This is a genomic window from Burkholderia sp. ABCPW 14 (assembly GCF_001523835.1).
GTDB classification, from domain to species: domain Bacteria; phylum Pseudomonadota; class Gammaproteobacteria; order Burkholderiales; family Burkholderiaceae; genus Burkholderia; species Burkholderia mayonis.
In genome coordinates, this window is record NZ_LOVS01000193.1 from 80,385 (window position 1) to 106,869 (window position 26,485).

Genomic DNA, 26,485 nt, shown 5'->3' on the forward strand with positions numbered 1-26,485 from the left:
TGCGCATGGAAATGGTGCATACCCTGCGCCTCGAGCGCCTGACGCGGGAAGCGTTCGCGCCGTTCGGCGACGTGATCGAGCTGGCCGGCGCGCGCCGCATCCTGATCAACGGCGGGACGACCGAGCGCTTTCACGATCTCGCGTCGATCGACGTTGCCGAAGCGGGCGGGCGGCCGCTCGTCAGCCTATTTCGCGCGCAGCCGCGCGCGTGGCCGATCGAGATCGACATGATGGAGCGCCATCCGCTCGGCAGCCAGGCGTTCGTGCCGCTCGCGGCGGTCGCGCGCTACGCGATCGTCGTCGCGCCGGCCGGCGAATTCGATCCGACCCGGATGCGTGCGTTTCTTGCGCAAGGCTGGCAAGGCATCAATTACGCGAAGGGCGTGTGGCACCATCCGCTCCTCGCGCTCGACGCGCTCAGCGACTTCGTCGTGGTCGACCGCGGCGGCGCGCAGCCGAACTGCGACGAGATCGCGCTCGATGCGCGCTGGCGGCTCGTCGCGGGCGACGCGCACGCGAACGCCGCCTGACGCGCACGCTGCGTGCGACGCAAAAAGGCCCGGTCAGGCTTGCGCCGGCCGGGCCTTTCGCATGCGCGGCGGGCATGCCGCGCCGCAAGCGTTCAGGTTGCGCTCAGTGCTTGCGATACGGGCAGTTTTCCGTCGTGCACGAGCCGTACATCGCGAGCGAATGCTCCTGCAGCTTGAAGCCGCGTTCCTTTGCGATCGATTGTTGACGGGTTTCGATCTCGGCGTCGAAGAACTCTTCGACGCGGCCGCAGTCGAGGCACACGAGGTGGTCGTGGTGCGAGCCTTCGTTCAGCTCGAACACGGCCTTGCCGGATTCGAAGTTGCTGCGCGACAGCAGACCCGCCTGCTCGAACTGGGTGAGCACGCGGTAGACGGTCGCGAGGCCGATGTCGAGTTCCTCGTGCAGCAGGTTGCGATAGACGTCTTCAGCCGTCAGGTGGCGCACCGGGCTCTGCTGGAAAATTTCGAGAATCTTGAGGCGCGGTAGGGTGGCCTTGAGCCCGATGTTTTTGAGATCGGTGGGATTGGTCATGGCTAGGCGTCCCTAGAGTACAATGCAGGGCTTCAATAGTACCGGCTTTTCGCCTTTTCAGTCATCTGTGACATTCTCGCGCGGCCTCGGACAAGGGCCAGCACGGTGAGGGAAATGATTCCAAGATCTCTTTTGCAACTTCAGAGGAGCCGCATGCGGAGCACCGTCATCGCAGCTGTCGCCGTGGTCGGACTGGCCGCCTGTTCGTCGTACGACAGCGTGACTCAGCGGATCGCTCAGAGCATCACGCCATATCGGATCACCGTCGTCCAGGGCAATTTCGTGTCGCAGGAAAAGGCCTCGCAGCTACAGGCCGGCATGTCGCGGGACCAGGTGCGCACGCTCCTCGGCACGCCGCTTCTGACCGACATGTTCCATGCGGATCGCTGGGATTACATCTTCTACTTCAAGCGCGGCTCGACGTCGGTCGTCCAGCAGCGCGATCTCGTGCTGAACTTCTCGGGCGACCGCCTCGCGAGCTGGTCGGGCGCCGACAACCTGCCGTCCGAGCTCGATCTGCTCGCCGACATCGACGGCGATCGCCGCGGCAAGAAGGCGAAGAAGGCGGCAGCCGCCGTGGCCGCGAGCGCCGCCGCGTCGGAAGTCGCCGCGGCCGCTCCGGCTCCCGAAGCCGAGCAGGCGGCGGACCAGAACGACGCGAACGCGCAGGCGGCGCGCGCGGCGAACCGCGCGACCGCGCAGGTGTCGGGCCAGGGCGGCGCAGCAGGCCGCTTCTCGCCGTCCGCGCAGGCTGCGCTGAACGCGCCGACCCCGGGCGGCCTGCCGCCCGGCGCGGCGCCCGCGATCCAGCCGCAGTTCCAGTTCCATCGTCCGCCTCCGCCGCCGACGCCCGGCGGCGCGAGCCAGCCGGTCGGCCCGCAGGGCGCCGACAGCCTGCCGAACCAGCCGCTCACGGCGCCGGCGCCCGCATCCGGCGTGCCGGGAACGGGCGGTTGATCCGGCGTCCGAATCAAACCGGGGCGGCACGCGCCGCCCGTCTTTCATTCGTAGCAGGTAGCGCATGTCGTCCATGAAGATTGCGATTGCTGGTGCATCGGGCCGGATGGGCCGGATGCTGATCGAGGCGGTGCTCGCCGCACCCGACGCGACGCTCGTCGGCGCGCTCGACCGCGCGGGTTCGCCGCAGCTCGGCCAGGACGCGGGCGCGTTCCTCGGCACGCAAACCGGCGTCGCGCTCACCGACGATATCGAGCGCGTGTGCGCCGAGGCCGACTACCTGATCGATTTCACCCGCCCCGAAGGCACGCTCGTCCACCTGGACGCGGCGCTGCGCCACGACGTGAAGCTCGTGATCGGCACGACGGGCTTCAGCGAGCCGCAGAAGGAGAGTCTGCGCGCGGCGGGCGAGAAGATCGCGCTCGTGTTCTCGGCGAACATGAGCGTCGGCGTGAACGTCACGACAAAGCTGCTCGAATTCGCGGCGAAGCAGTTCGCGCAGGGCTACGACATCGAGATCATCGAGGCGCACCATCGGCACAAGGTCGACGCGCCGTCCGGCACCGCGCTGATGATGGGCGAGACGATCGCGACCGCGCTCGGCCGCTCGCTCGACGATTGCGCGGTCTACGGCCGCCACGGCGTGACGGGCGAGCGCGATCCTTCGACGATCGGCTTCTCGGCGATCCGCGGCGGCGACATCGTCGGCGACCACACGGTGCTTTTCGCCGGCATCGGCGAGCGCATCGAGATCACGCACAAGTCGGCGAGCCGCGTGTCGTATGCGCAGGGCTCGCTGCGCGCGGCGCGCTTCCTCGCCGGCCACGCGACCGGCTTCTTCGACATGCAGGACGTGCTCGGCCTGCGCTGAGCGTCACTCCGCGGGCACCGATGGCGACCCCGACCGGCATCCTCCATTACCTCGAGAGCGGCGACGCGGTCACGCACGCGGTCGCGTACGTGCTCCTCGCGATGTCGGTCGCGAGCTGGTGCTTCCTGCTCGTGAAGGCGTGGGTGCTCGTGCGCGCGAAGCGCCAGGGGCCTGCCGCGCTCGCCGCGTTCTGGCGGGCGGCGACGCTCGACGACGGGATCGCCGCACTGCGCGCGACCGACAAGGAGCGTGTGTTCGCGCCGCTCGCGGAAGCCGCGCGCGACGCCGACATCGCGTCGCGCACCGAGCCGCAGGCGCTCGCCGCCCGCGTCGAGCGCGGCGAGCGGGTGCTGCGCGCGCTGCGCCACGCGCTGCGCACGTCGCAGCGGCGGCTCGAGTTCGGCCAGGTGCTGCTCGCGTCGATCGGCAGTACCGCGCCGTTCGTCGGCCTGCTCGGCACGGTCTGGGGGATCTATCACGCGCTCGGCAGCATCGCGGCGAGCGGGCAGGCGCAGATCGAGAACGTCGCCGGCCCGGTCGGCGAGGCGCTCATCATGACCGCGTTCGGCCTCGTCGTCGCGATTCCGGCGGTGCTCGCGTACAACATTCTCGGGCGGCTCGTGCGCCAGCTCGTCGAGGAGCTCGACGGCTTCGCGCGCGATCTGCACGTATTCGTCTGCGGCGAGCCGGCCGCCACCCCGGCCGCCGACTCGGCCGCCACCGCTTAGGCGGCGTTTCGATCCCGATCCAGCGAGGAGGGCGGCATGGCGTTCGGCGGACTCGATCACCAGCACACATCGCAGCCGATGGCGGACATCAACATGACGCCGCTCATCGACGTGATGCTCGTCCTGCTCGTCATCTTCATCATCACGGCGCCGCTCCTCACGCACGCGATCCGGCTCGATTTGCCGAAGGTCGCGGCGGCGCCTGCGCGCGAGACGCCAGAGACGATCACGGTGTCGATCGATGCGGCGGGCAAGCTGTACTGGGACGACGCGCCCGTCGCGTCCGACGCGCTCGCCGCACGGCTGCGCGACGCGGCGGCGGGCGGCAAGGACCCGGAGCTGCATCTGCGCGCCGCACGCGACACCCGCTACGACACGATCGCGCAAGTGATGGGCGCGGCGCAGCGGGCGGGCATCGCACGGATCGGCTTCGTCACCGACGCGTCCGCGCGGCCGTCGCCGCAGCCGCAATCGCCGCTCGCGCCGTCCGCGCCGCGCTGATCACCGCCCCCCGCTGCGCGGACGGCCTTGCCGGCCGGCTCGGACGGTATAATCGACGTTTTCCCCGCGCCGCCCCCGGCCGCCGGGGAAGCGCGACTTTCGATCCACTCGAGCGCGCGTGCGCTCGGCTCATCGCGTCGCGCGCCGCTCAACGCCCAGCCCGAACCATAACCATGCACGAAAGATACGTACCCGCCGACGTCGAAGCCGCCGCCCAGAGCGACTGGCGCGCAGCCGATGTCTACCGTTCGAAAGAGGACACGGAGCGCAAGAAGTTCTACTGCGTGTCGATGCTGCCTTATCCGTCCGGCAAGCTGCACATGGGTCACGTGCGCAACTACACGATCAACGACGTGATGTACCGCTATCTGCGGATGAACGGCTACAACACGCTGATGCCGATGGGTTGGGACGCGTTCGGGATGCCGGCCGAGAACGCCGCGATGGCGAATGGCGTGCCGCCCGCGCAGTGGACGTACGACAACATCGCGTACATGAAGAAGCAGATGCAGTCGATGGGTCTCGCGATCGACTGGTCGCGCGAGGTCACGACCTGCAAGCCCGACTACTACAAATGGAACCAGTGGCTGTTCCTGAAGATGCTCGAGAAGGGCATTGCGTACAAGAAGACGGGCACCGTGAACTGGGACCCGGTCGACCAGACCGTGCTCGCGAACGAGCAGGTGATCGACGGGCGCGGCTGGCGCTCGGGCGCGCTCGTCGAGAAGCGCGAGATCCCGATGTACTACATGCGGATCACGCAGTACGCGGACGAGCTGCTGAACGATCTCGACGGCCTCGGCTGGCCCGAGCGCGTGAAGATCATGCAGCAGAACTGGATCGGCAAGAGCTTCGGCGTGAACTTCGGCTTCCCGTACGAGCTCGACGGCGAGAAGAAGCTGCTGCGCGTGTTCACGACGCGCGCCGACACGATCATGGGCGTCACGTTCTGCGCGATCGCGGCCGAGCATCCGCTCGCGTCGCATCTCGCGCGGGATTTGCCCGAGCTGCAGGCGTTCATCGACGAATGCAAGCGCGGCGGCGTCGCCGAGGCCGACATCGCGACGATGGAGAAGAAGGGCGTCGCAACGGGCTTTACGGTATCGCATCCGCTGACGGGGGAGTCCGTCGAGGTGTGGGTCGGCAACTACGTGTTGATGAGCTACGGCGAAGGCGCGGTGATGGGCGTGCCCGCGCACGACGAGCGCGACTTCGCGTTCGCGAAGAAGTACGGTCTGCCGATCAAGCAGGTGATCGAGGTCACCGGCGAGGCGTACTCGACCGACGCCTGGCAGGAATGGTACGGCGACAAGACGCGCGCCGTCTGCGTGAACAGCGGCAAGTACAACGGCCTCGCATACGAAGCGGCCGTCGACGCGATCGCGGCCGACCTGAAGGCGGGCGGCTTCGGCGACAAGCAGGTCACGTATCGCCTGCGCGACTGGGGCATTTCGCGCCAACGCTACTGGGGCACGCCGATTCCGATCATCCACTGCCCGTCGTGCGGCGACGTGCCGGTGCCGGAGCAGGATCTGCCCGTCGTGCTGCCGGAAGACCTCGTGCCGGACGGCACGGGCAACCCGCTCGCGAAGTCCGAAGCGTTCGTGAACTGCACGTGCCCGGCATGCGGCGCGGCCGCGAAGCGCGAAACCGACACGATGGACACGTTCGTCGATTCGTCGTGGTACTTCTCGCGCTACGCGGCGCCGGACGCCGAGACGATGGTCGATGCGCGCACCGACTACTGGATGCCGATGGATCAATACATCGGCGGCATCGAGCACGCGATCCTGCATCTCTTGTACTCGCGCTTCTGGGCGAAGGTGATGCGCGACCTCGGCCTCGTGAAATTCGGCGAGCCGGCGAAGAACCTGCTCACGCAAGGGATGGTGCTCAACGAGACGTTCTATCGCGAGGACGCGTCGGGCAAGAAGACCTGGTACAACCCGGCCGACGTCACCGTGTCGTTCGACGACAAGGGCCGGCCTATCGGCGCGGTGCTGAAGTCGGACGACCAGCCGGTGGTGCTCGGCGGCATCGAGAAGATGTCGAAGTCGAAGAACAACGGCGTCGATCCGCAGATGCTGATCGATCATTACGGCGCCGACACCGCACGTCTTTTCACGATGTTCGCGGCGCCGCCCGAGCAGCAGCTCGAATGGTCGGGCGCGGGCGTCGAAGGCGCGAGCCGCTTCCTGCGCCGCGCGTGGGGCTTCGGCCATGCGAACGGCGACGCGCTCGCCGCGCGCGCGACATTCGACGCCGCGCAGCTCGGCGAAGCTGACAAGACGCTGCGCCGCGAGATCCACGGCGTGCTGAAGCAAGCCGACTTCGACTACCAGCGTCTGCAGTACAACACGGTCGTGTCGGCCGCGATGAAGATGCTGAACGCGCTCGAAGCCGCGAAGGGCGCGACGCCCGCCGTGCTGCGCGAAACTTACGGCGTGCTGCTGCGCGTGCTGTATCCGGTCGTGCCGCACATCACGTTCGAGCTGTGGAAGGTGCTCGCCTACGCGGACGAATTCGGTCCGATCCTCGACGCGCCGTGGCCGAAGGTCGACGAAGCCGCGCTCGAGCAGGCCGAGATCGAGCTCGTGCTGCAGGTGAACGGCAAGGTGCGCGGCGCACTGAAGGTCGCGAAGGACGCGACCCGCGACGCGATCGAGGCGGCGGCGGTCGCCGACGAGATGTTCGCGAAGTTCGCCGAAGGCAAGCCGGCGAAGAAGATCATTGTCGTGCCCGGTCGTCTCGTGAACGTCGTCGTCTGACGGCGCACGGCGGCGCAGGCACGCATCAGCAAGGAGCGAAGGTGATCCGCAGATCGTTTTTGATGCTCGTGGGCAGCGCGGTGCTGTTGTCCGCGTGCGGTTTCAAGCTGCGCGGGCAGCAGGACTACGCGTTCAAGCGCCTGTTCATCGCCGGTGCGCCGCCCGCCGCGGCGGCGCGGCTCACGCGCCTCGTCGAGGCCGGCAGCGACACGAAGCTCGTCAAGACGGCCGACGAGGCGGACGCGGTGCTGAACGTGTCCGAGTCGCGCGGGCAGGGCACGCTGACGCTCGACCGGTTCGGCACGGTCCAGGAGTACCAGCTCAACTACTCGCTGAACTACACGCTGTTCGGCAAGGACGGCACCGCGCTGATCCCGCCGAGCACGATCGCGCTCAACCGCGCGATGACGTACAGCGCGCAGTACACGAACGCGAAGGCGCAGGAGTCCGAGATCCTGTTCGCGGACATGCAGAACGACGCGATCGATCAGCTGATGCGCCGTCTCGCGATCGTGCGCTCGCTGCATCCGGAGCCGGGCCAGGGCGTGCCGGCTGTCGCGCCGCGCGCGCCGCTGCCGCCGCCGCCGCTGTGATCGCCGCGTTTTCCATGTCTTGTTCAACGATGAGCGCAGGAACCGATGCAACTGCGACTTGACGCGCTGGAGCCGCATCTCGCGAAAGGGCTCGCCGGACTGTACGTCGTCTATGGCGACGAGCCGCTGCTCGCGCAGGAGGCGTGCGACCGGATCCGCGCGGCCGCGCGCGCGGCGGGCTTCACCGAGCGCTCGGTGCATACCGTCGAGCGCGGCTTCGACTGGAGCACGCTGATCGGCGCGAGCCAGGCGATGTCGCTGTTCGGCGACCGGCAACTGGTCGAGCTGCGGATTCCGTCCGGCAAGCCCGGCAAGGACGGCGCCGACGCGCTGAAGACGCTCGCCGGCGCGGACAATCCGGACGTGCTGATGCTCGTCACGCTGCCGCGGCTCGATTCGGCGACGCAGAAATCCGCGTGGTTCACCGCGCTCCTGAACGCGGGCGTTGCACTCAAGGTCGATCCGGTCGACCGCGCACAATTGCCGAACTGGATCGGCCAGCGGCTCGCATTGCAGGGCCAGCGGGTCGCGCCGGGCGAGGACGGACGGCGCGCGCTCGCGTTCGTCGCCGAGCGCGTCGAGGGCAATCTGCTCGCCGCGCACCAGGAGATTCAGAAGCTCGGCCTGCTGTATCCGGCCGGCACGCTGAGGTTCGAGCAGATCCAGGATGCGGTGCTGAACGTCGCGCGCTACGACGTGTTCAAGCTCAATGAAGCGATGCTCGCGGGCGACGCCGCGCGGCTCGCGCGGATGATCGACGGCCTGAAAGGCGAGGGCGAGGCGCTCGTGCTCGTGCTGTGGGCGGTCGTCGACGAACTGCGCACGCTGCTCAAGATCAAGCGCGGCGTCGCGGCCGGCAAGCCGCTTGCCGTGCTCGTGCGCGAGAACCGCGTGTGGGGGCCGCGCGAGCGGCTCGTCGGGCCCGCGCTCTCGCGCGTGTCCGAAGCGGAGCTCGAGCACGCGCTCGCATTCGCCGCGCGGCTCGACCGGCAGGTCAAGGGGCTCGCCGCGGTGTCGCGCGGCCCGGCGCGCGGCGAGCCGCCGCCTGACCCGTGGGACGGCCTGTTCCAGCTCGCGATGACGGTCGCGCGCACGGCCGGACCAGGCGGCGACATGCCGCGCCGGCCAGCCTGAGCGCGCTTTCGCGCCGGCGCTTACAATCCGGCATGGGGCGGCTGCGCGTCGCCGCGCGGTTGCCGGCGCGGTGCACGGCGCCCGGCCTGCGGCCGGTATTCCGACAATCGTTTTTCCGCCGCTCGACGCGGCTTGCATTGCGAGTCTCACGATGGATATCGATCAGTACATGACGGACGTCGGCCGCCGCGCGCGGCGTGCCTCGCGCGCAATCGCGCGCGCGTCCACCGCTGCGAAGAACGCCGCGCTCGAAGCGGTCGCGCGGGCGATCGAGCGCGACGCCGACGCACTGAAGGCGGCCAACGCGCGCGACGTCGCACGTGCGAAGGAGAAGGGCCTCGACGCGGCGTTCGTCGATCGCCTGACGCTGTCCGACAAGGCGCTGAAGACGATGATCGAAGGATTGCGCCAGGTCGCGACGCTGCCGGATCCGATCGGCGAGATCAGCAACCTCAAGTACCGGCCGAGCGGCATCCAGGTCGGCCAGATGCGCGTGCCGCTCGGCGTGATCGGGATCATTTACGAATCGCGGCCGAACGTGACGATCGACGCGGCCGCGCTGTGTCTCAAGTCCGGCAACGCGACGATCCTGCGCGGCGGCTCAGAAGCGCTCGAGTCGAACACCGCGCTCGCGAAGCTGATCGGCGAGGGGCTCGAGGCCGCGGGGCTGCCGCAGGACGCGGTGCAGGTCGTCGAGACCGCCGATCGCGCGGCGGTCGGCAAGCTGATCACGATGATCGAGTACGTCGACGTGATCGTGCCGCGCGGCGGCAAGAGCCTGATCGAGCGCCTGATCAACGAGGCGCGCGTGCCGATGATCAAGCATCTCGACGGCATCTGCCATGTGTACGTCGACGATCGCGCGAACCTGACGAAGGCGCTCACCGTCTGCGACAACGCGAAGACGCACCGCTACGGCACGTGCAACACGATGGAGACGCTGCTCGTCGCGCGCGGGATCGCGCCCGCCGTGCTGTCGCCGCTCGGCCGGCTGTATCGCGACAAGGACGTCGAGCTGCGCGTCGATCCGGACGCGCGCGCGGTGCTCGAGGCGGCGGGCGTCGGCCCGCTCGTCGACGCGACCGAGGAGGATTGGCGCACCGAATATCTTGCGCCCGTGCTCGCGATCAAGATCGTCGACGGCATCGATGCGGCAATCGAGCACATCAATCATTACGGCTCCCATCACACCGACGCGATCGTCACCGAAGATCACGACCGCGCGATGCGCTTCCTGCGCGAAGTCGATTCGGCGAGCGTGATGGTGAACGCGTCGACGCGCTTCGCCGACGGCTTCGAGTTCGGCCTCGGCGCGGAGATCGGCATCTCGAACGACAAACTACACGCGCGCGGCCCGGTTGGGCTCGAAGGGCTCACGTCGCTGAAGTACGTGGTGCTCGGGCACGGCGAAGGGCGTCAGTGACGGAGGCGACCGATCGATGGCTATGCTCTGGGTCAAGACTTTCCATATCGTGCTGATCGCGTCGTGGTTCGCGGGGCTCTTCTATCTGCCGCGCATCTATGTGAACCTTGCGATGGAGACCGATCCCGCCGCGGTCCGGCGTCTGCTCGCGATGGCGCGCAAGCTGTTCCGCTTCATGACGATCATCGCGGTGCCGGCGCTCGCGTGCGGCCTGTGGCTGTGGCTCGTGATCGGCATCGGACAGGGGCAGGGATGGATACACGCGAAGCTCGCGGTCGTGCTGCTGCTCATCGTGTATCACGCGTACTGCGGGCATCTGCTGAAGGTGTTCGAGCGCGGCGAGAACCGCCGCTCGGACAAGTGGTATCGCGTGTTCAACGAACTGCCGGTGCTCGGGATGCTCGCGGCCGTCGCGCTCGCGGTGATCAAGCCGTTCTGAGCGCGGGCGGCGGGCGGCGTGGCCGCTGTCGCTGACCTGTCACGGTTTCGGCGGATTCGCCGTCTAGAAAGCCCCGGTCCCTGCGGCCGGGGTTTTTCGTTGGGAAATCGCGTCGGGCGAAGTGGCGGTGGCGCGCGTCGCATGGCTGTCGGGCTGTTGGCTCCGGCTCTGGCTCTGGCTCTGGCTCTGGCTCTGGCTCTGGCTCTGGCTCTGGCTCTGGCTCTGGCTCCGGCTCCGGCTCCGGCTCCGGCTCCGGCTCACGGCTCACGGCTCACGGCTCACGGCTCACAGCTCACAGCTCACAGCCGCGCGTCGGAATCGTTCTCGCGTGTGCGCCGCCTAGCCTTTCACGCCCTCGACGTCTCGCGCGATCTTTACCGCGTTCTTCGCCGCTTCCTTGGGCGCATCCTTCGCCGCTTTCGCATCGACGCCGATCCGCCGCCGCGTGATCGCCTCCTTCGCGCGGCCGAGCCGGTCGACGAGTTCGGGGCCGCGCCGCAGCGCGACGCCGACCGCGAGGATGTCGCCGATCGCGAGATGCGACATCCGCGAAGTCATCGGCGAGAACACGTCGGTTTCCTCGGCGACGTTCGACGCGAGGCTCACTGTCGAGAGCTGCGCGAGCGGCGAGTGGCTGTGCGTGATTGAAATCACTTTCGCGCCGCACGCGAGCGCCGCGCGCGCGGCGTCGACGATGTCGCGCGTGCGCCCGGTGTTCGAGATCGCGACGACGACGTCGTTCGCGCCGAGGAGCGCCGCCGACATCGAGAACGTGTGCGGATCCGAATACGCGACGCTCGGCACGCCGAGCCGGAAGAACTTGTGCTGGATGTCCTGCGCGGCGATGCCGGAGCCGCCCGCCCCATAGAACTCGATCCGCGACGCGCGCGACAGCAGCTCGATCGCATCGGCGACGCTCGTCGCCGACAGGCTGTTGCGCACCTCGATCAGCGCGCCGATCGTGCGATCGAACACCTTGCCGATGATGCCGGGCGCGCGCTCGTCGGGCTCGACGTCGCGATAGACTGACGCGACGCCCGGCGCGACGCTTTGCGCGAGCCGGATCTTGAACTCGCGAAAGCCGCTGCAGCCGAGCGCCTGGCAAAAGCGCGCGATCGTCGGCTGGCTCGCGCCCGCGAAGGCGGCCAGCTCGGTCATCGACAGATCAAGCACCTCGCGCGGCGCGGCGAGCACGAAGTCGGCAAGCTTGCGCTCGGACGGGCGGAGCTGGGCGCGGATTGCCTCGATACGGGGGAGCATGGTGCGAAAGGGCGCGTGGAATGACGGAATGGGCGCTAGTATCGCGATAGTTTTGTAGAAAATCTACAAGAATTTTCTAGCGATTCAAGTGGCGAAAGTTGCGATGGATCAGGGTTAACGCTAACAAATTATCCGGTATTTATAGGCCATAGCGTTTCGTTATCGATTCTCTTGCTGCGTTGCGAGATTGCGGGCATGTAGTTTTTCTACTAAACTCGCGCCGTTCGTCCGCCGAATCGGACGTCCCCACGATTCCAGCTTGCCGGCCTCGCCCGGCTCATGTGAGGAGCGCCCAGCATGGCCACGCTGCACCCCACTCTTGCGTCCGTCACCGAGCGCGTGATCGCGCGCAGCCGACCGACCCGCCAAGCCTATCTCGCTCGCATCGACGCCGCGCAAGGCCGCTTTCCGGCGCGCGGCGCGCTGTCGTGCGCGAACCTCGCGCACGGCTTCGCGGGCCTCGAAGGCAACGACAAGTTTGCGATCAAGGCGATCCGCGAGCCGAACATCGGCATCGTGTCGGCGTACAACGAGATGCTGTCCGCGCACGCGCCGTACAAGAACTTTCCCGACATCATCAAGGCGGCCGCACGCGAGCGCGGCGGCGTCGCGCAGTTCGCGGGCGGCGTGCCGGCGATGTGCGACGGCGTCACGCAGGGCAATCCGGGGATGGAGCTGTCGCTCTTCTCGCGCGAAGTGATCGCGATGAGCACGGCGGTCGCGCTCACGCACAACATGTTCGATGCGGCCCTTTGTCTCGGCATCTGCGACAAGATCGTGCCGGGCCTCTTGATCGGCGCGCTGCAGTTCGGCCATCTGCCGACGATCTTCGTGCCGGCGGGCCCGATGACGAGCGGCCTCTCGAACGACGACAAGGCGAAGATCCGCCAGCAGTTCGCGACCGGCCAGGTCGGCCGCGACGCGCTGCTCGAAGCGGAATCGGCCGCGTATCACGGCCACGGCACCTGCACGTTCTACGGCACCGCGAACAGCAACCAGATGCTGATGGAAGTGATGGGGCTGCATCTGCCGGGCGCCGCGTTCATTCATCCGCACACGCCGCTGCGCGACGCGCTGACGGCCGAAGCCGCGCGCCGCGCGCTCGATCTGACGGTCGAGCGCGGCAACTACACGCCGATCGGCCACGTGATCGACGAGAAGGCGATCGTCAACGGGATCGTCGCGCTGCTCGCGACGGGCGGCTCGACGAACCACACGCTGCACCTCGTCGCGATCGCGCGCGCGGCGGGCATCCTGATCGACTGGGACGACTTCGACGCGCTGTCGGCCGCGGTGCCGCTCCTCGCGAAGATCTATCCGAACGGCAAGGCCGACGTGAACCATTTCCACGCGGCGGGCGGCATCGCGTTCCTCGTGCGCAACCTGCTCGAAGGCGGGCTGCTGCACGAAGACGTGACGACGGTCGCGGGCAAGGGTCTCGCGCACTATACGCACGAGCCGCGCCTCATCGACGGCAAGCTGACGTGGGTGCCGGGCGTCGACGCGAGCGCCGACGACAAGGTGCTGCGGCCGATTGACGCACCGTTCCAGCCGGACGGCGGGCTGCGCCTGATGCAGGGGCGTCTCGGCCGCGGCGTGATCAAGATTTCGGCGGTCGCGCCCGAGCACCGCCAGGTGAAGGCCCCGGCGATCGTGTTCGATTCGCAGGAAGCGGTGCAGGCCGCGTTCGACGCGGGCGAATTGACGCGCGATTTCGTCGCGGTGGTGCGCTTCCAGGGCGCGCGCGCGAACGGGATGCCGGAGCTGCACCGGCTCACGCCGCTGCTCGGCGTGCTGCAGGACCAGGGCTTTCGCGTCGCGCTCGTGACGGACGGCCGGATGTCCGGCGCGTCGGGCAAGGTGCCGGCCGTGATCCACGTGTCGCCCGAGGCGCTCTTGAGCGGCCCGCTCGGCAAGGTGCAAACCGGCGATACGATCATGATCGACGCGGCAGCCGGCATACTCGACGTCGCCATCGACGACGCGCAGTGGGCGGCGCGCGCGGTCGCGCAGCCCGCGCATCAGGCGGAAAACGAAGTCGGCTTCGGCCGCGAGTTGTTCGGCGTGTTCCGCGCGGCGGCCGCGCCGGCGGAACAGGGCGCGTCGGTGTTCGGCGCGTTGGTGGGCGAAGCGGCCCACGTCACCGTATAAGCGAAAAGGAGTCGCATTGATGAAGACGATTAGCGAGATCGTGAAGCTGGGCCCGGTGATTCCGGTGCTCGCGTTCGATTCAGCCGAACAGGGCGAACACGTGTCGCGCGCGCTCCACGCGGGCGGCGTGAAGGTGCTCGAGATCACGCTGCGCACGGCAGCCGGCCTCGAAGCGATCCGGCGCGCGAGCGAGCTTGCCGACGACATCGTCGTCGGCGTCGGCACGATCACGAAGCCCGAGCAGTGCGCGCTCGCGAAGCAGGCGGGCGCGAAGTTCGGCGTGTCGCCGGGCCTCACGAAGGAGATGCACCAGGCGGCCGTCGACGCCGGGCTGCCGCTGTTGCCCGGCGTGATGACGCCGACTGACATCATCGTCGCGCTCGAACTCGGCTACGAGATCGTCAAGTTCTTCCCCGCGCAGCAGGCGGGCGGCGTGCCGATGCTGCAAGCGTTCCACGGCCCGTTCCCGACGCTCGGGTTCTGCCCGACGGGCGGCATCACCGCCGAGACCGCGCCCAACTTCCTGAAGCTGCCGAACGTCGTGTGCGTCGGCGGCTCGTGGCTGACGCCGAAGGCGGCGCTCGCCGCGCAGGACTGGGCGGCGGTCACGCGCCTCGCGCAGGCCGCGAGCCGCCTTGCACGCTGAACGCAATCGAGTGGGCGCACGCGGAAAACCCTCGAATGAAACAATCGATCTGGTTGTTTTCGAGGGTTTTTGCTTATGGAACCGGTTCTATCGCAGCCCGTTAAACAAAAGTAAAATTCAGCGTCCTGACGGGCGGGCGACCGCCTCGTTTCGGAGACCTGCATAGTCGGACGGCGGCTCGCCGCGTCCGGCCCGATAATCCCAAGGAGGAGTGCTACATGGGGGCTGTCCAAGGCAGCATGCTGCTGATTTACACCGTGATCGCGATCGCGGTGCTGATCCTGATGATCGCGCGCTACAAGGTCTATCCGTTCCTCGTGCTCATCATCGTGTCGCTCGGTCTCGGCCTCGCGGTCGGCATGCCGATGGACAAGATCGTGAAATCATTCGAAGCGGGGACGGGCGGCACGCTCGGCCATATCGCGATCGTCGTCGGTCTCGGCACGATGCTCGGCAAGATGATGGCCGAGTCGGGCGGCGCCGAGCGGATCGCGACCACGCTGATCGACTGGTTCGGCGAGAAGAACATTCACTGGGCGATGATGTTCGTCGCGATCATCGTCGGCCTGCCGGTCTTCTTCGAAGTCGGCTTCGTGCTGCTGATCCCGATCGCGTTCAACGTCGCGAAGCGCACCGGCAAGTCGCTCCTCGTCGTCGGCCTGCCGATGGTCGCGGGCCTGTCCGTCGTGCACGGCCTGATTCCGCCGCATCCGGCGGCGCTCCTCGCCGTCCAGCAATACGGCGCCGATATCGGCAAGACGATCGCGTACGGCCTCATCGTCGGCGTGCCGACCGCGATCGTCGCCGGTCCGCTTTTCGCGCTCACGATCTCGAAATTCGTGAAGCTGCCGGAAAACAACCCGCTCGCCGCGCAATTCGTCGAGACGCGCGCGCCGGGCGAGCAGCGCGAGCTGCCGGGCTTCGGCATCACGCTGTTCACGATCCTGCTGCCCGTCGCGCTGATGCTCGTCGGCAGCTGGGCCGATCTCGTCTTCGCGCCGAAGTCGCTGCCGAACAATCTGCTGCGCTTCGCCGGCAACTCGGACGTCGCGCTCCTGATCGCCGTGCTCGTGAGCTTCTTCACGTTCGGCAAGCTGCAGGGCTTCAAGCGCGACCAGATCCAGAAGTTCTGCGGCGAATGCCTCGCGCCGATCGCGGGCATCACGCTGATCGTCGGCGCGGGCGGCGGCTTTGGCGGTATCCTGCGCGACAGCGGCATCTCGCAGCAGATCGTCGCGACCGCGACGCACGCGAACCTGTCGCCGCTCCTGCTCGGCTGGTTCGTCGCGGCGCTGATCCGTCTCGCGACGGGCTCGGCCACCGTCGCGATGACGACCGCCTGCGGCATCGTCGCGCCGATCGCGGCGGCGTCGGGCGTCACGGTCAAGCCGGAGCTGCTGGTGCTCGCGACGGGATCGGGCTCGCTGATCTTCTCGCACGTGAACGACGGCGGCTTCTGGCTCATCAAGGAATATTTCGGGATGACCGTGGGCCAGACGTTCAAGACCTGGACGCTGCTCGAAACGATCATCTCGCTGCTCGGCCTGACGTTTACGCTGGTGCTGAGCGCGGTTCTGTAACAAGGGGTAGGCAATGATTCTGATCGCAATGGGCGTGTCGGGCGCGGGCAAGTCGCGGATCGGCGAGATGCTCGCGGAACGCCTGTCGTGCAGCTATACCGACGGCGACGCGTTTCACAGCGCCGCCAACAAGGAAAAGATGCACCACGGGATTCCGCTCACCGACGAGGACCGCCGGCCGTGGCTCCAGTCGATCCGCGACGCCATCGAGGCGAAGCAGCGCGCGGGAGAGACGGCCGTGTTCACGTGCTCGTCGCTCAAGCGCGCGTATCGCGACATCCTGCGCGGCAACGATCGCGATGTGCGCTTCGTCTATCTGAAGGGCTCGTTCGACATGCTGCGCGAGCGGCTGAAGTCGCGCACCGGACACTTCTTCGATCCGTCACTGCTGCAAAGCCAGCTCGACACGCTCGAGGAGCCGGGCCCGGACGAGGCGATCGAGGTCGGCATCGAGCTCACGCCCGACGAGATCGTCGATCGCGTGATGAGCCAGCTCGGCGGCGAGCGGCAGCAACAGCAACAACAGCAGCAGTGACGGCGTGCGGCCGCATCGCGGCCGCCGCTGCCGATCGCTGCAGCCGCAGCAACAAGAAAGGCGCCCCGCGGGGCGCCTTTCTCATGGCGTCGTCGACGCGCGTGACGCGTTATGCGATGCGCTTCGCGAGCTCGACCGCCTTGCCGATGTACGACGCGGGCGTCATCGCGAGCAGGCGTTCCTTCGCCTCCTGCGGGATCGCGAGCGTGCCGACGAACTGCTGCAGCGCGTCGCGCGTGATGCCCTTGCCGCGCGTCAGCTCCTTCAACTGCTCGTACGGGTTCTCGATGCCGTAGCGGCGCATCACCGTCTGCACCGGCTCGGCGAGCACTTCCCAGCAGTTGTCGAGGTCTTCGTTCAGGCGCTGTGGGTTCACCTCGAGCTTGTCGAGGCCGCGGATCAGCGAGTCATACGCGAGCAGCGAATAGCCGAGCGCGACGCCCATGTTGCGCAGCACCGTCGAATCGGTGAGGTCGCGCTGCCAGCGCGACACCGGCAGCTTGTCGGCGAGGTGGCGCAGCGTCGCGTTCGCGAGGCCGAGGTTGCCTTCCGAATTCTCGAAGTCGATCGGGTTGACCTTGTGCGGCATCGTCGACGAGCCGATTTCGCCCGCCTTCGTCTTCTGCTTGAAGTAGCCGACCGAGATGTAGCCCCATACGTCGCGGTCGAGGTCGAGCAGGATCGTGTTCGCGCGCGAGACGGCGTCGAACAGCTCGGCCATGTAATCGTGCGGCTCGATCTGAATCGTGTACGGATTGAACGTGAGCTTCAGGCGGTTCTCGATCACGTCGCGCGAGAACGCTTCCCAGTCGAACTCCGGATACGCGGACAGGTGCGCGTTGAAGTTGCCGACCGCGCCGTTCATCTTGCCGAGGATCTCGACTTTCTCGATCCGCTCGATCGCGCGCGCGAGACGCGCGGCGACGTTCGCGATTTCCTTGCCGAGCGTCGTCGGGCTGGCCGGCTGGCCGTGCGTGCGCGACAGCATCGGCTGCTCGGCGTGCGCGTGCGCGAGCGCGACGAGGCGGCCGTGGACCGTGCGCAGCGCGGGCAGGATCACATGCTGGCGCGCGCCGGCGAGCATCATCCCGTGCGACGTGTTGTTGATGTCTTCCGACGTGCACGCGAAGTGGATGAACTCGCTTGCCTTCTCGAGCTCGGCCTGGCCTTTGACCGATTCCTTCAGCCAGTACTCGACGGCTTTCACGTCGTGATTCGTCACGCGCTCGATTTCCTTGATGCGCGCGGCATCGTGCGCGGTGAAGCGCTCGACGAGTTGCAGCAGGAACTGCTCGGCGGCTTCCGAGAAGCGCGGCACTTCGGCGAAGCCGGCGCGCGACAGCGCGATCAGCCAGTGCGCTTCGACGGTGACGCGGTGGCGCATGAAGGCGGCCTCGGAGAGCCAGTCGCGCAGCGCTTCGGTCTTGCTGGCGTAGCGGCCGTCGATGGGCGAGAGCGCGGTGAGGGCGAAAAGGGTATCGGGACGGGTGTCGGACATGATCGGGCTTAGGCTCGCGGCCGCGGTTCAAACGTGAAGGGGAGAACCGCGAATTTTACCATCGGCGCGCGGCCGCCCGGCCGCCGCGCGCCGTCATCGAAAAAGCTCAGTCGCCGACGCGTGCCGCGCCGCCGATCGGCATCCCGGTTCCGGCCGCCGGCTCGGCGGCCGCCGCGAGCTCGGGCGACGCCCAGCGCAGCCACTGCGCGCGCAGCATGGCGAGCGCGACGAGCGCGCAGGTCGACAGCGCGCCGAACGTCGCGAAGCCGAGCTGATAGCTGCCCGTGCTTTCCTTCGCGATGCCCATCACGACGGGCAGATAGAAGCCGCCGACGCCACCCGCCGCGCCGACGATGCCGGACAGCAGGCCCGTCTTGCCTTTCCAGCGGTGCGGGACGAGCTGGAACGTCGAGCCGTTGCCGAGGCCGAACGCGATGTACAGGCACACGAGGAGCGCGATTCCGCCCGCGAGCGGCGGCATCACGGCCGCGAACGCGAAGTCGGCGGCGGCGATCGCCGCGAGGATAACCATCAGCGCGCGCACGCCGGTGACGCGGTCGGCGAGGTGGCCGCCGAACGGGCGCACGATCGCGCCCAGGAACGCGAGCAGCGACATGAAGAGGCCCGCTTCGATCTTCGGCATCTGGTAGAGCGTCGTGAGGAGCAGCGTCACGTACGACGACATCCCGACGAAGCCGCCGAACGTGATGCTGTAGATCAGCATGATGACCCACGTGTCGCGCTCGGCGAGCACCGAGCGGTAGCGGCCGGGCAGCACGGCGATCGCGAGGAGCGCGCCCATCACGGGGAGCAGCAGCACGCCCGTCTTGCCTGCGCCGAACACGCCTTCGTGCACGGCGAGCACGAGCGCGATCAGCCCGACGAGCGTGAGCGCGAACGCGCCGAACGCGCGCTTCGCGCTGCCCGATTTCTCGCCGCGGTCGTCGGCCCACGCGAAGAGCGCGAAGCCGGCGATCGCGAGCAGCGGCAGCGCGGCCGCCGTCGAGAACTTCCAGCCGAGCGCGGCCGCGATGTGCGGGAACATGAAGCCGTCGAGCACCGCGCCGATGTTGCCTGCCGCGGCGAGGCCGAGCACGAGGCCCTGCACCTTCGGCGGATAGCTGCTGCCCGCCATCGGCAGCGCGACCGCGAAGCTCGCGCCGCCGATCCCGAGGAACACGCCGAGCACGAGGAGCAGCGTGTACGACGGCGTGCCGGGCAGGAGCGGCAGCACGACGGCGGGCACGGCGGACAGCAGCACGCCCATCAGCGAGATGCGCCGGCCGTCGGCGGACTGATACAGGTTGCCGAGCGTGACGCGCAGGATGGCCGCCGCGAGCACCGGCACCGCGACGAGGAAGCCCTGTTGCGCGGCCGTCATCGTGATGTCCTTGCTGATGAACGGCGCGAGCGGGCCGTACAGCACCCAGACGGTGAAGCCCGTATCGAAGTAGAGGAAGCACGCCAGAAGCGAGCGCCAGTTGCCGCTCCGGAGGGAGGTGCGCAAAGTATCCATCGGTGAAGCCTCGCGTATGCCGGTCGACGGCGGATGGTGGAAAGGGGCGAAAAGCCGCTTCGCGATGCGCGAAACAGGCCGGCACGCTGTTCCGCAAGCTTTATGCCAATGAAATGCATGTTTCGATCCAAATGGCGCGATCGCGCGCCCGGCAAGGCTCGCGGGAAACACGGCGAAGCCGGGAGGCGGGCCGCCGAATGCGAGGGCGCCGCGTTCGCGCGCACCGGCGGCAGGCGCGCGCGATGGCCCGCGGCACCGCGCCTGTGCGCGCGGCGCGGCGTTGGTGCGGCGCGGAAAGTGTGAAGAATCGGGAGCGTGGCGACGCGGCCGGGCGCCGCCGGATCGCTCGTTGGGGCGAAAGGCGCCGCCGGCTTCGACCTGCGAGCGCCGCACGCCCGCGCGTGGAGCGGCCGACGCCCCCGGCCGTTAGAATGCGAGCTTCCACTCCCGCACTCGCTTCCCGCAGCAAAGGCACGCATGGAACTCAAATGGCTCGAAGACTTCGTGTCGCTCGCGGAAACGCGCAGCTTCAGCCGCTCGGCCGAGCTGCGGCACGTGTCGCAACCCGCGTTTTCGCGCCGGATCCAGGCGCTCGAAGCGTGGCTCGCGACGGAACTGATCGATCGTTCGGTTTATCCGACCCGCCTCACGCAGGCGGGCCAGGTGTTCTACGAGCAGGCGCTCGTGATGCTGTCGCAGGCGCACGAGGCGCGTACGCTGCTGCGCGGCCACGTCGGCGCGCCGGTGCCGACGATCGAGTTCGCGGTGCCGCACACGCTGTCGCTCACGTACTTTCCGCGCTGGCTTCAGCGGATCGAGGCGAAGATGGGGCCGATCCACACGCGGCTGCGCGCGCTGAACGTGCACGACGCGGTGCTGTCGCTCGTCGAGGGCGGCTGCGATCTCGTGATGGGCTATCACCATCCGAGCCATCCCGTTGCGCTCGATCCGGCCCGCTACGACATGCTGACGCTCGGCGCCGAGCCGATCAGCCCGTTCTCGGCGCCCGGGCGCGGCGGCCGCGCGCGCTATTCGCTGCCCGGCACGGCCGACGCGCCCGTGCCGTATCTGTCGTACACGCCGAACGCTTACCTCGGCCGGATGACCGAGGTGATCATTGCGAACGCTCGTGCGCCGCTCTATCTCGACAAGGTCTACGAGACCGACATGGCCGAGGCGCTGAAGGCGATGGCGCTCGCCGGCCACGGCGTCGCGTTCCTGCCGCACAGCGCGGTCGAGGACGCGGTCGCGGGCGGGCGCCTCGTCCGGCTCGGCCGCGCGGCGAAGGGCGGCGCGGAGCCGTTTACGCTGACGATGGAAATCCGGCTCTATCGCGACAAGCTCGCCGTACAGGGCGACGAGTCGCGCCAGAAGCTCGTGCGCGAGCTTTGGGATGTCGTGCGCGAGGAGCTCGGCGCGGCGTGACGAGGCCGCGGCGCGAGCCGGCGCGGATTGGACCACCGCGTCGCACGGGCGGTGCGGCGCGCACTTCGCGCCCGCTCGGCGCGTGCGCGTGAGGGCGCGCACGAAAGTTGCGCCGACGAATCGCATCGGGATTGCCGCCGTTCGAACGGCGAACGTACGGTTTTTCGCGCAAAAGCCCGATCATGCACGAAACGCATAATCGAATAAGCAAACGGCATTGGATTTCGAAATTCGCTTTTTCGACAATGTGCGCATTCTTCGACCGTTGGAGATTCCATGTCTTCGCAATCGCAGTCCCCGTCCGCGGTGCAAACCATTCCGTCTTACCTGCACGCGGACGACCTCGGCCCCTGGGGCAACTATCTGCAGCAAGTCGACCGCGTCGCGCCGTACCTCGGCTCGCTGTCGCGGTGGCTCGAAACGCTGAAGCGCCCGAAGCGCATCCTGATCGTCGACGTGCCGATCGAGCTCGACAACGGCACCGTCGCGCACTTCGAGGGCTATCGCGTGCAGCACAACGTGTCGCGGGGCCCGGGCAAGGGCGGCGTGCGCTATCACCAGGACGTGACGCTCTCCGAGGTCATGGCGCTGTCCGCTTGGATGTCGGTGAAGAACGCAGCCGTGAACGTGCCGTACGGCGGCGCGAAAGGCGGCATCCGTGTCGACCCGCGCAAGCTGTCGCGCGGCGAGCTCGAGCGCGTCACGCGCCGCTACACGAGCGAAATCGGCATCATCATCGGCCCGAACACCGATATTCCGGCGCCTGACGTCAACACCAACGAACAGGTGATGGCGTGGATGATGGACACGTATTCGATGAACCAGGGCCAGACCGCGACGGGCGTCGTGACCGGCAAGCCGATCTCCCTCGGCGGTTCGCTCGGCCGCAAGGAAGCGACAGGGCGCGGCGTGTTCGTCGTCGGCTGCGAAGCCGCGAAGAAGAAGGGTGTTGAGATCGAAGGCGCGCGCATTGCGGTGCAAGGCTTCGGCAACGTCGGCGGGATCGCCGCGCGTCTGTTCCAGGAAGCAGGCGCGAAGGTGATCGTGGTTCAGGATCACACGGGCACGATCTACCGGCCGGCGGGCATCGATACGATGAAGCTGCTCGAGCACGTGGCGAACACGGGCGGCGTCGCCGGTTTCGAAGGCGCGGAACCGATGCCGAACGACGAGTTCTGGACGGTCGAAACTGAGATTGTGATCCCGGCTGCGCTCGAAAACCAGATCACCGAGAAGAACGCATCGAAGATCCGCACGAAGATCATTGTCGAAGGCGCGAACGGCCCGACGACGACGGCGGCGGACGACATCCTGAACGCAAACGGCGTGCTCGTGATTCCCGACGTGATTGCGAACGCGGGCGGCGTGACCGTGTCGTACTTCGAGTGGGTGCAGGACTTCTCGAGCTTCTTCTGGACGGAAGACGAGATCAACCATCGTCTCGAGCGCGTGATGCGCGAAGCGTTCGCCGGCGTGTGGGCGGTCGCGGAAGAGCACAAGGTGTCGGTGCGTACCGCGGCGTTCATCGTTGCGTGCAAGCGTATCCTGATGGCGCGCGAAATGCGCGGCCTGTACCCCTGATCGATCGGTTTTGATCGATCGACGGCGCGGCTCGACGAACCGCGCCGTGATTTACCCGCGGGCGGCACCGGAACCGGTGCCGCCCGCGCGCGCATGCGGACGCGACACGCGTTCGGCGATGCGCGCGCCACCCGGTCAAAAGTGTGGTTAACAACCATTACTTTCATAAAAATTACTTTGCTAAACTGGCGCGGGTTTTCGCCAAGGAGATGACAACGATGAAATTCCCGAAAGCAATGCTGATGGTCGCGGCGCTGAGCACGTTTGCCGGCGGCGCCATCGCTCAAGAAACGGGCACGCTGAAGAAAATCAAGGACACGGGCGTGATCGCGCTGGGGCACCGCGAATCGTCGATTCCGTTCTCGTACTATGACCAGAACCAGCAGGTCGTCGGCTACTCGCGCGACTTCCAGATGAAGATCGTCGACGCGGTCAAGAAGAAGCTGAACCTGCCGAACCTGCAGGTGAAGAACCTTCCGGTGACGTCGCAGAACCGCATTCCGCTCGTGCAGAACGGCACGGTCGACATCGAGTGCGGCTCGACGACGAACAACCTCGATCGCCAGAAGCAGGCGGCGTTCTCGAACACGATCTTCGTGATCGGCACGCGTCTGATGACGAAGAAGGATTCGGGCGTCAAGGACTTCGCCGACCTGAAGGGCAAGACCGTCGTGACGACGGCGGGCACGACGTCCGAGCGTCTGCTGCGCGAGATGAACAACAAGAATCAGATGGGGATGAACATCGTCAGCGCGAAGGATCACGGCGATTCGTTCCAGACGCTCGAGACGGGCCGCGCGGTCGCGTTCATGATGGACGACGCGCTGCTCGCGGGCGAGCGCGCGAAGGCGAAGCAGCCGGGCGAATGGGTGATCGTCGGCAAGCCGCAATCGCAGGAGGCGTACGGCTGCATGATGCGCAAGGACGATCCGGCGTTCAAGAAGGTCGTCGACGACGCGATCACCCAGGTCGAGAAGTCGGGCGAAGCGGCGAAGATCTACTCGAAGTGGTTCGAGAATCCGATTCCGCCGAAGGGCCTGAATCTGAACTTCCCGCTCTCCGACGAGATGAAGAAGCTCTACGCGAACCCGAACGACAAGGCGCTCGACTGAGCGCGCGGCGGTTCGAGCTAACAAGCGCTGACGAAACGGAAGAGGCACGGCTTCTTCCGTTTCTTTTTGTTGGAGTCTGGCTATGTCTTACCACTGGAACTGGGGCATCTTCCTGAGCCCCGTTTCGACGGGCGAACCGACGACCTATCTCGGCTGGCTGATGTCGGGATTCTGGGTGACGGTCAAGGTGTCGCTCGTCGCGTGGCTGATCGCGCTCGTCGTCGGTTCGCTGTTCGGCGTGCTGCGCACCGTCCCGAACAAGTGGCTCTCGGCGATCGGCACCGTCTACGTATCGATCTTCCGCAACATCCCGCTCATCGTGCAGTTCTTCGTCTGGTACCTCGTCGTACCCGAATTGCTGCCCGTGTCGATCGGCACCTGGATCAAGCAGTTGCCGCCCGGCACGCAGTTCTTCACGGCGTCGATCGTCTGTCTCGGCCTCTTCACCGGCGCGCGCGTCTGCGAGCAGGTGCGCTCCGGCATCAATGCGTTGCCGAAGGGCCAGCGCGCCGCCGGCCTCGCGATGGGCTTCACGCAATGGCAGACGTATCGATACGTGCTGCTGCCGGTCGCCTACCGGATCATCGTGCCGCCGCTCACGTCGGAATTCCTGAACATCTTCAAGAACTCCGCGGTCGCGTCGACGATCGGCCTGCTCGACCTGTCCGCGCAGGCGCGCCAGCTCGTCGACTACACCGCGCAGACCTACGAGTCGTTCATCGCCGTCACGCTTGCGTACGTGATCATCAACCTCGTCGTCATGTCGTTCATGCGCTGGGTCGAGAGCAAGTCCCGGCTGCCCGGCTACATCGGAGGCAAGTGATGCATCAGTTCGACTGGAGTAGTATTCCCGGCGCGCTGCCGACGCTCTGGACCGGCGCGATCATCACGCTGCAGATCACGCTGCTCGCGATCGTGGTCGGGATCGTCTGGGGCACGCTGCTTGCGCTGATGCGGCTGTCGGGCGTCAAGCCGCTCGCGTGGTTCGCGCAGGGCTACGTGACCGTGTTCCGCTCGATCCCGCTCGTGATGGTGCTCTTGTGGTTCTTCCTGATCGTGCCGCAGGTGCTGCAGGGCGTGCTCGGCCTGTCGCCGACGATCGACATCCGGCTCGCGTCGGCGATGGTCGCGTTCTCGCTGTTCGAGGCCGCGTATTATTCGGAGATCATTCGGGCCGGCATTCAGTCGGTGCCGCGCGGGCAGGTCAATGCGTCGTTCGCGCTCGGCATGAACTACGCGCAGGCGATGCGCCTCGTGATCCTGCCGCAGGCGTTTCGCGCGATGGTGCCGCTGTTGCTCACGCAGGCGATCGTGCTGTTCCAGGACACGTCGCTCGTCTACGTGATCAGCCTGGCGGACTTCTTCCGCACGGCCGCGAACATCGGCGATCGCGACGGCACGAGCGTCGAGATGATCCTGTTCGCGGGCGCATGCTATTTCGTCGTGTGCTCGGTCGCATCCGCGTTGGTCAAAGGTCTCCAGAAAAAGGTCACAAGATGATTTCCATTAAGAACGTGTCGAAGTGGTACGGCCAGTTCCAGGTGCTGACCAACTGCACGACGGAAGTGAAGAAAGGCGAAGTGGTGGTCGTGTGCGGGCCGTCGGGCTCGGGCAAGTCGACGCTGATCAAGACGGTCAACGGCCTCGAGCCGTTCCAGGAAGGCGAGATTCTCGTCAACGGGCAGTCGGTCGGCGACAAGAAGACGAACCTGTCGAAGCTGCGCTCGAAGGTCGGAATGGTGTTTCAGCACTTCGAACTGTTTCCGCACCTGTCGATTACCGAGAACCTGACGCTCGCGCAGATCAAGGTGCTCGGCCGCAGCAAGGACGAGGCGACCGAGAAGGGATTGAAGCTGCTCGATCGCGTCGGGCTGAAGGCGCATGCGCACAAGTATCCGGGGCAGTTGTCGGGCGGCCAGCAGCAGCGCGTCGCGATCGCGCGCGCGTTGTCGATGGATCCGATCGCGATGCTGTTCGACGAGCCGACGTCGGCGCTCGATCCGGAGATGATCAACGAGGTGCTCGACGTGATGGTCGAGCTCGCGAAGGAAGGCATGACGATGATGGTCGTCACGCACGAGATGGGCTTCGCGAAGAAGGTCGCCCATCGCGTGATCTTCATGGACCAGGGCTTGATCGTCGAGGACGACCGCAAGGAAGATTTCTTCGCGAATCCGAAGTCGGATCGCGCGAAGGATTTTCTGGCGAAGATCCTGCATTGATCGCGTGGGCGGCGCGGCGCGCCGCTCGCGATGCGAAGGCCGTCCGGCGAGAGCCGGGCGGCTTTTTTGTTGGCTGGATGGCAGCGCGTGGCCGAGCTGAATCGGCGGGCCGGTCTTGCTGTGGGTCGAGCAGAATGATCTCTATGCGGCAGCAGGCGGCGGAGCAAGAAGTGGGGCGGGGAGGCGCATGCGGCGTCGTTGGCGTGTTCGGCTTGCTATCGCTATCGCTATCGCTATCGCTATCGCTATCGCTATCGCTATCGCCATCGACGTGACATTCCGCGTGCGAGATAAGAGGGAATTGGCAGTCGCTTCGCAGCCTTCATTCGAACGAATGCGCGTCGCGCGCCGCCGCGATACGCTCACCAACGCTGATGCTCGACGCCGCCGCCTGCAAGTCGGCATCATGGCATCACATTCGTGTTGTGCGCATCGCTCGACGACGCTGCGTGCAGCAGCCCGGACGTTTCAACAGCGAATGCG

Annotated in this window: 23 protein-coding genes and 1 pseudogene; 20 read left to right on the plus strand and 4 right to left on the minus strand. The window is 67.0% G+C overall.

Going from position 1 to position 26,485, the window contains the following annotated elements; translation table 11 throughout:
* The first annotated feature begins 5 nt into the window (after positions 1 to 5).
* Positions 6 to 530, plus strand: a complete 525-nt coding sequence (locus WS62_RS28750) for an ureidoglycolate lyase (protein ID WP_066578195.1) — start codon at positions 6 to 8, stop codon at positions 528 to 530.
* A 103-nt stretch (positions 531 to 633) separates the two neighbouring features.
* Here the strand turns inward: WS62_RS28750 and fur are convergent, their stop codons facing one another.
* Complete coding sequence (gene fur, locus WS62_RS28755; protein ID WP_010106437.1) at positions 634 to 1,062, minus strand: ferric iron uptake transcriptional regulator; 429 nt, start codon at positions 1,060 to 1,062, stop codon at positions 634 to 636.
* Between the two features lie 153 nt (positions 1,063 to 1,215).
* Between fur and WS62_RS28760 the strand changes: the two genes are divergently transcribed.
* From WS62_RS28760 to WS62_RS28800, 9 genes and pseudogenes are all read left to right on the plus strand, one after another.
* Positions 1,216 to 2,019 (plus strand): outer membrane protein assembly factor BamE, encoded by an 804-nt coding sequence (locus tag WS62_RS28760; RefSeq protein WP_066578200.1) that lies wholly within the window; start codon positions 1,216 to 1,218, stop codon positions 2,017 to 2,019.
* A 73-nt stretch (positions 2,020 to 2,092) separates the two neighbouring features.
* Complete coding sequence (gene dapB / locus WS62_RS28765) at positions 2,093 to 2,890, plus strand: 4-hydroxy-tetrahydrodipicolinate reductase (RefSeq protein ID WP_066578293.1); 798 nt, start codon at positions 2,093 to 2,095, stop codon at positions 2,888 to 2,890.
* A 20-nt stretch (positions 2,891 to 2,910) separates the two neighbouring features.
* On the plus strand, positions 2,911 to 3,618 hold the full coding sequence (locus WS62_RS28770) for a MotA/TolQ/ExbB proton channel family protein (RefSeq protein WP_066578203.1): 708 nt from the start codon (positions 2,911 to 2,913) through the stop codon (positions 3,616 to 3,618).
* A gap of 36 nt (positions 3,619 to 3,654) precedes the next feature.
* Positions 3,655 to 4,116 (plus strand): annotated as a pseudogene (locus WS62_RS28775) (ExbD/TolR family protein); the annotation flags it as partial.
* A 176-nt stretch (positions 4,117 to 4,292) separates the two neighbouring features.
* Entirely contained in the window at positions 4,293 to 6,887 is a 2,595-nt protein-coding gene (leuS, locus tag WS62_RS28780) for a leucine--tRNA ligase (RefSeq protein ID WP_066578207.1), read from the plus strand.
* Between the two features lie 41 nt (positions 6,888 to 6,928).
* Positions 6,929 to 7,480 carry an LPS-assembly lipoprotein LptE gene (locus tag WS62_RS28785; protein ID WP_059470753.1) on the plus strand — a complete coding sequence of 184 codons (552 nt, stop codon included), beginning with the start codon at positions 6,929 to 6,931 and terminating at the stop codon, positions 7,478 to 7,480.
* A 45-nt stretch (positions 7,481 to 7,525) separates the two neighbouring features.
* Entirely contained in the window at positions 7,526 to 8,614 is a 1,089-nt protein-coding gene (holA, locus tag WS62_RS28790; protein ID WP_066578213.1) for a DNA polymerase III subunit delta, read from the plus strand.
* 151 nt (positions 8,615 to 8,765) lie between these two features.
* Positions 8,766 to 10,037, plus strand: coding sequence for a glutamate-5-semialdehyde dehydrogenase (locus tag WS62_RS28795; protein ID WP_066578216.1), 1,272 nt, complete (start codon positions 8,766 to 8,768; stop codon positions 10,035 to 10,037).
* A 16-nt stretch (positions 10,038 to 10,053) separates the two neighbouring features.
* Entirely contained in the window at positions 10,054 to 10,476 is a 423-nt protein-coding gene (locus WS62_RS28800; RefSeq protein WP_082716100.1) for a CopD family protein, read from the plus strand.
* 339 nt (positions 10,477 to 10,815) lie between these two features.
* Here WS62_RS28800 and WS62_RS28810 read toward each other — a convergent pair whose 3' ends face one another.
* A complete protein-coding gene (locus WS62_RS28810; protein WP_066578222.1) occupies positions 10,816 to 11,736 on the minus strand; it encodes a MurR/RpiR family transcriptional regulator in 921 nt (306 codons plus the stop codon).
* Positions 11,737 to 12,033: 297 nt separating this feature from the next.
* Between WS62_RS28810 and edd the strand changes: the two genes are divergently transcribed.
* From edd to WS62_RS28830, 4 genes are all read left to right on the plus strand, one after another.
* Positions 12,034 to 13,887 (plus strand): phosphogluconate dehydratase, encoded by a 1,854-nt coding sequence (gene edd, locus WS62_RS28815; protein WP_066578225.1) that lies wholly within the window; start codon positions 12,034 to 12,036, stop codon positions 13,885 to 13,887.
* Between the two features lie 19 nt (positions 13,888 to 13,906).
* Entirely contained in the window at positions 13,907 to 14,533 is a 627-nt protein-coding gene (eda, locus tag WS62_RS28820; protein WP_066578228.1) for a bifunctional 4-hydroxy-2-oxoglutarate aldolase/2-dehydro-3-deoxy-phosphogluconate aldolase, read from the plus strand.
* Positions 14,534 to 14,751: 218 nt separating this feature from the next.
* On the plus strand, positions 14,752 to 16,113 hold the full coding sequence (locus WS62_RS28825) for a GntP family permease (RefSeq protein WP_066578231.1): 1,362 nt from the start codon (positions 14,752 to 14,754) through the stop codon (positions 16,111 to 16,113).
* A gap of 13 nt (positions 16,114 to 16,126) precedes the next feature.
* The gene (locus WS62_RS28830) at positions 16,127 to 16,648 is read left to right on the plus strand and encodes a gluconokinase (protein WP_066578233.1); all 522 of its coding nucleotides are present in this window, start codon (positions 16,127 to 16,129) and stop codon (positions 16,646 to 16,648) included.
* 109 nt (positions 16,649 to 16,757) lie between these two features.
* On the opposite strand, the gene purB is transcribed toward WS62_RS28830, so the two are convergent.
* A complete protein-coding gene (gene purB / locus WS62_RS28835) occupies positions 16,758 to 18,146 on the minus strand; it encodes an adenylosuccinate lyase (protein WP_066578236.1) in 1,389 nt (462 codons plus the stop codon).
* Between the two features lie 106 nt (positions 18,147 to 18,252).
* On the minus strand, positions 18,253 to 19,662 hold the full coding sequence (locus WS62_RS28840; protein ID WP_066578243.1) for an MFS transporter: 1,410 nt from the start codon (positions 19,660 to 19,662) through the stop codon (positions 18,253 to 18,255).
* A gap of 477 nt (positions 19,663 to 20,139) precedes the next feature.
* On the opposite strand from WS62_RS28840, the gene WS62_RS28845 reads away from it, so the two are divergent.
* From WS62_RS28845 to WS62_RS28870, 6 genes are all read left to right on the plus strand, one after another.
* Positions 20,140 to 21,087, plus strand: a complete 948-nt coding sequence (locus WS62_RS28845) for a LysR substrate-binding domain-containing protein (RefSeq protein ID WP_066578246.1) — start codon at positions 20,140 to 20,142, stop codon at positions 21,085 to 21,087.
* 276 nt (positions 21,088 to 21,363) lie between these two features.
* Positions 21,364 to 22,668: a Glu/Leu/Phe/Val family dehydrogenase gene (locus tag WS62_RS28850; RefSeq protein WP_066578249.1), complete on the plus strand. Its 1,305-nt coding sequence runs from the start codon at positions 21,364 to 21,366 to the stop codon at positions 22,666 to 22,668.
* A gap of 218 nt (positions 22,669 to 22,886) precedes the next feature.
* Positions 22,887 to 23,780 carry a glutamate/aspartate ABC transporter substrate-binding protein gene (locus WS62_RS28855; protein WP_066578296.1) on the plus strand — a complete coding sequence of 298 codons (894 nt, stop codon included), beginning with the start codon at positions 22,887 to 22,889 and terminating at the stop codon, positions 23,778 to 23,780.
* Positions 23,781 to 23,862: 82 nt separating this feature from the next.
* Positions 23,863 to 24,603: an amino acid ABC transporter permease gene (locus tag WS62_RS28860; protein ID WP_066578251.1), complete on the plus strand. Its 741-nt coding sequence runs from the start codon at positions 23,863 to 23,865 to the stop codon at positions 24,601 to 24,603.
* The gene (gene gltK / locus WS62_RS28865) at positions 24,603 to 25,280 is read left to right on the plus strand and encodes a glutamate/aspartate ABC transporter permease GltK (RefSeq protein ID WP_059470766.1); all 678 of its coding nucleotides are present in this window, start codon (positions 24,603 to 24,605) and stop codon (positions 25,278 to 25,280) included. Before WS62_RS28860 ends, gltK begins: the two co-directional genes overlap by 1 nt.
* Positions 25,277 to 26,002 (plus strand): amino acid ABC transporter ATP-binding protein, encoded by a 726-nt coding sequence (locus WS62_RS28870; protein ID WP_059470767.1) that lies wholly within the window; start codon positions 25,277 to 25,279, stop codon positions 26,000 to 26,002. The genes gltK and WS62_RS28870 overlap by 4 nt, the downstream gene beginning before the upstream one ends.
* Positions 26,003 to 26,485 lie beyond the last annotated feature (483 nt).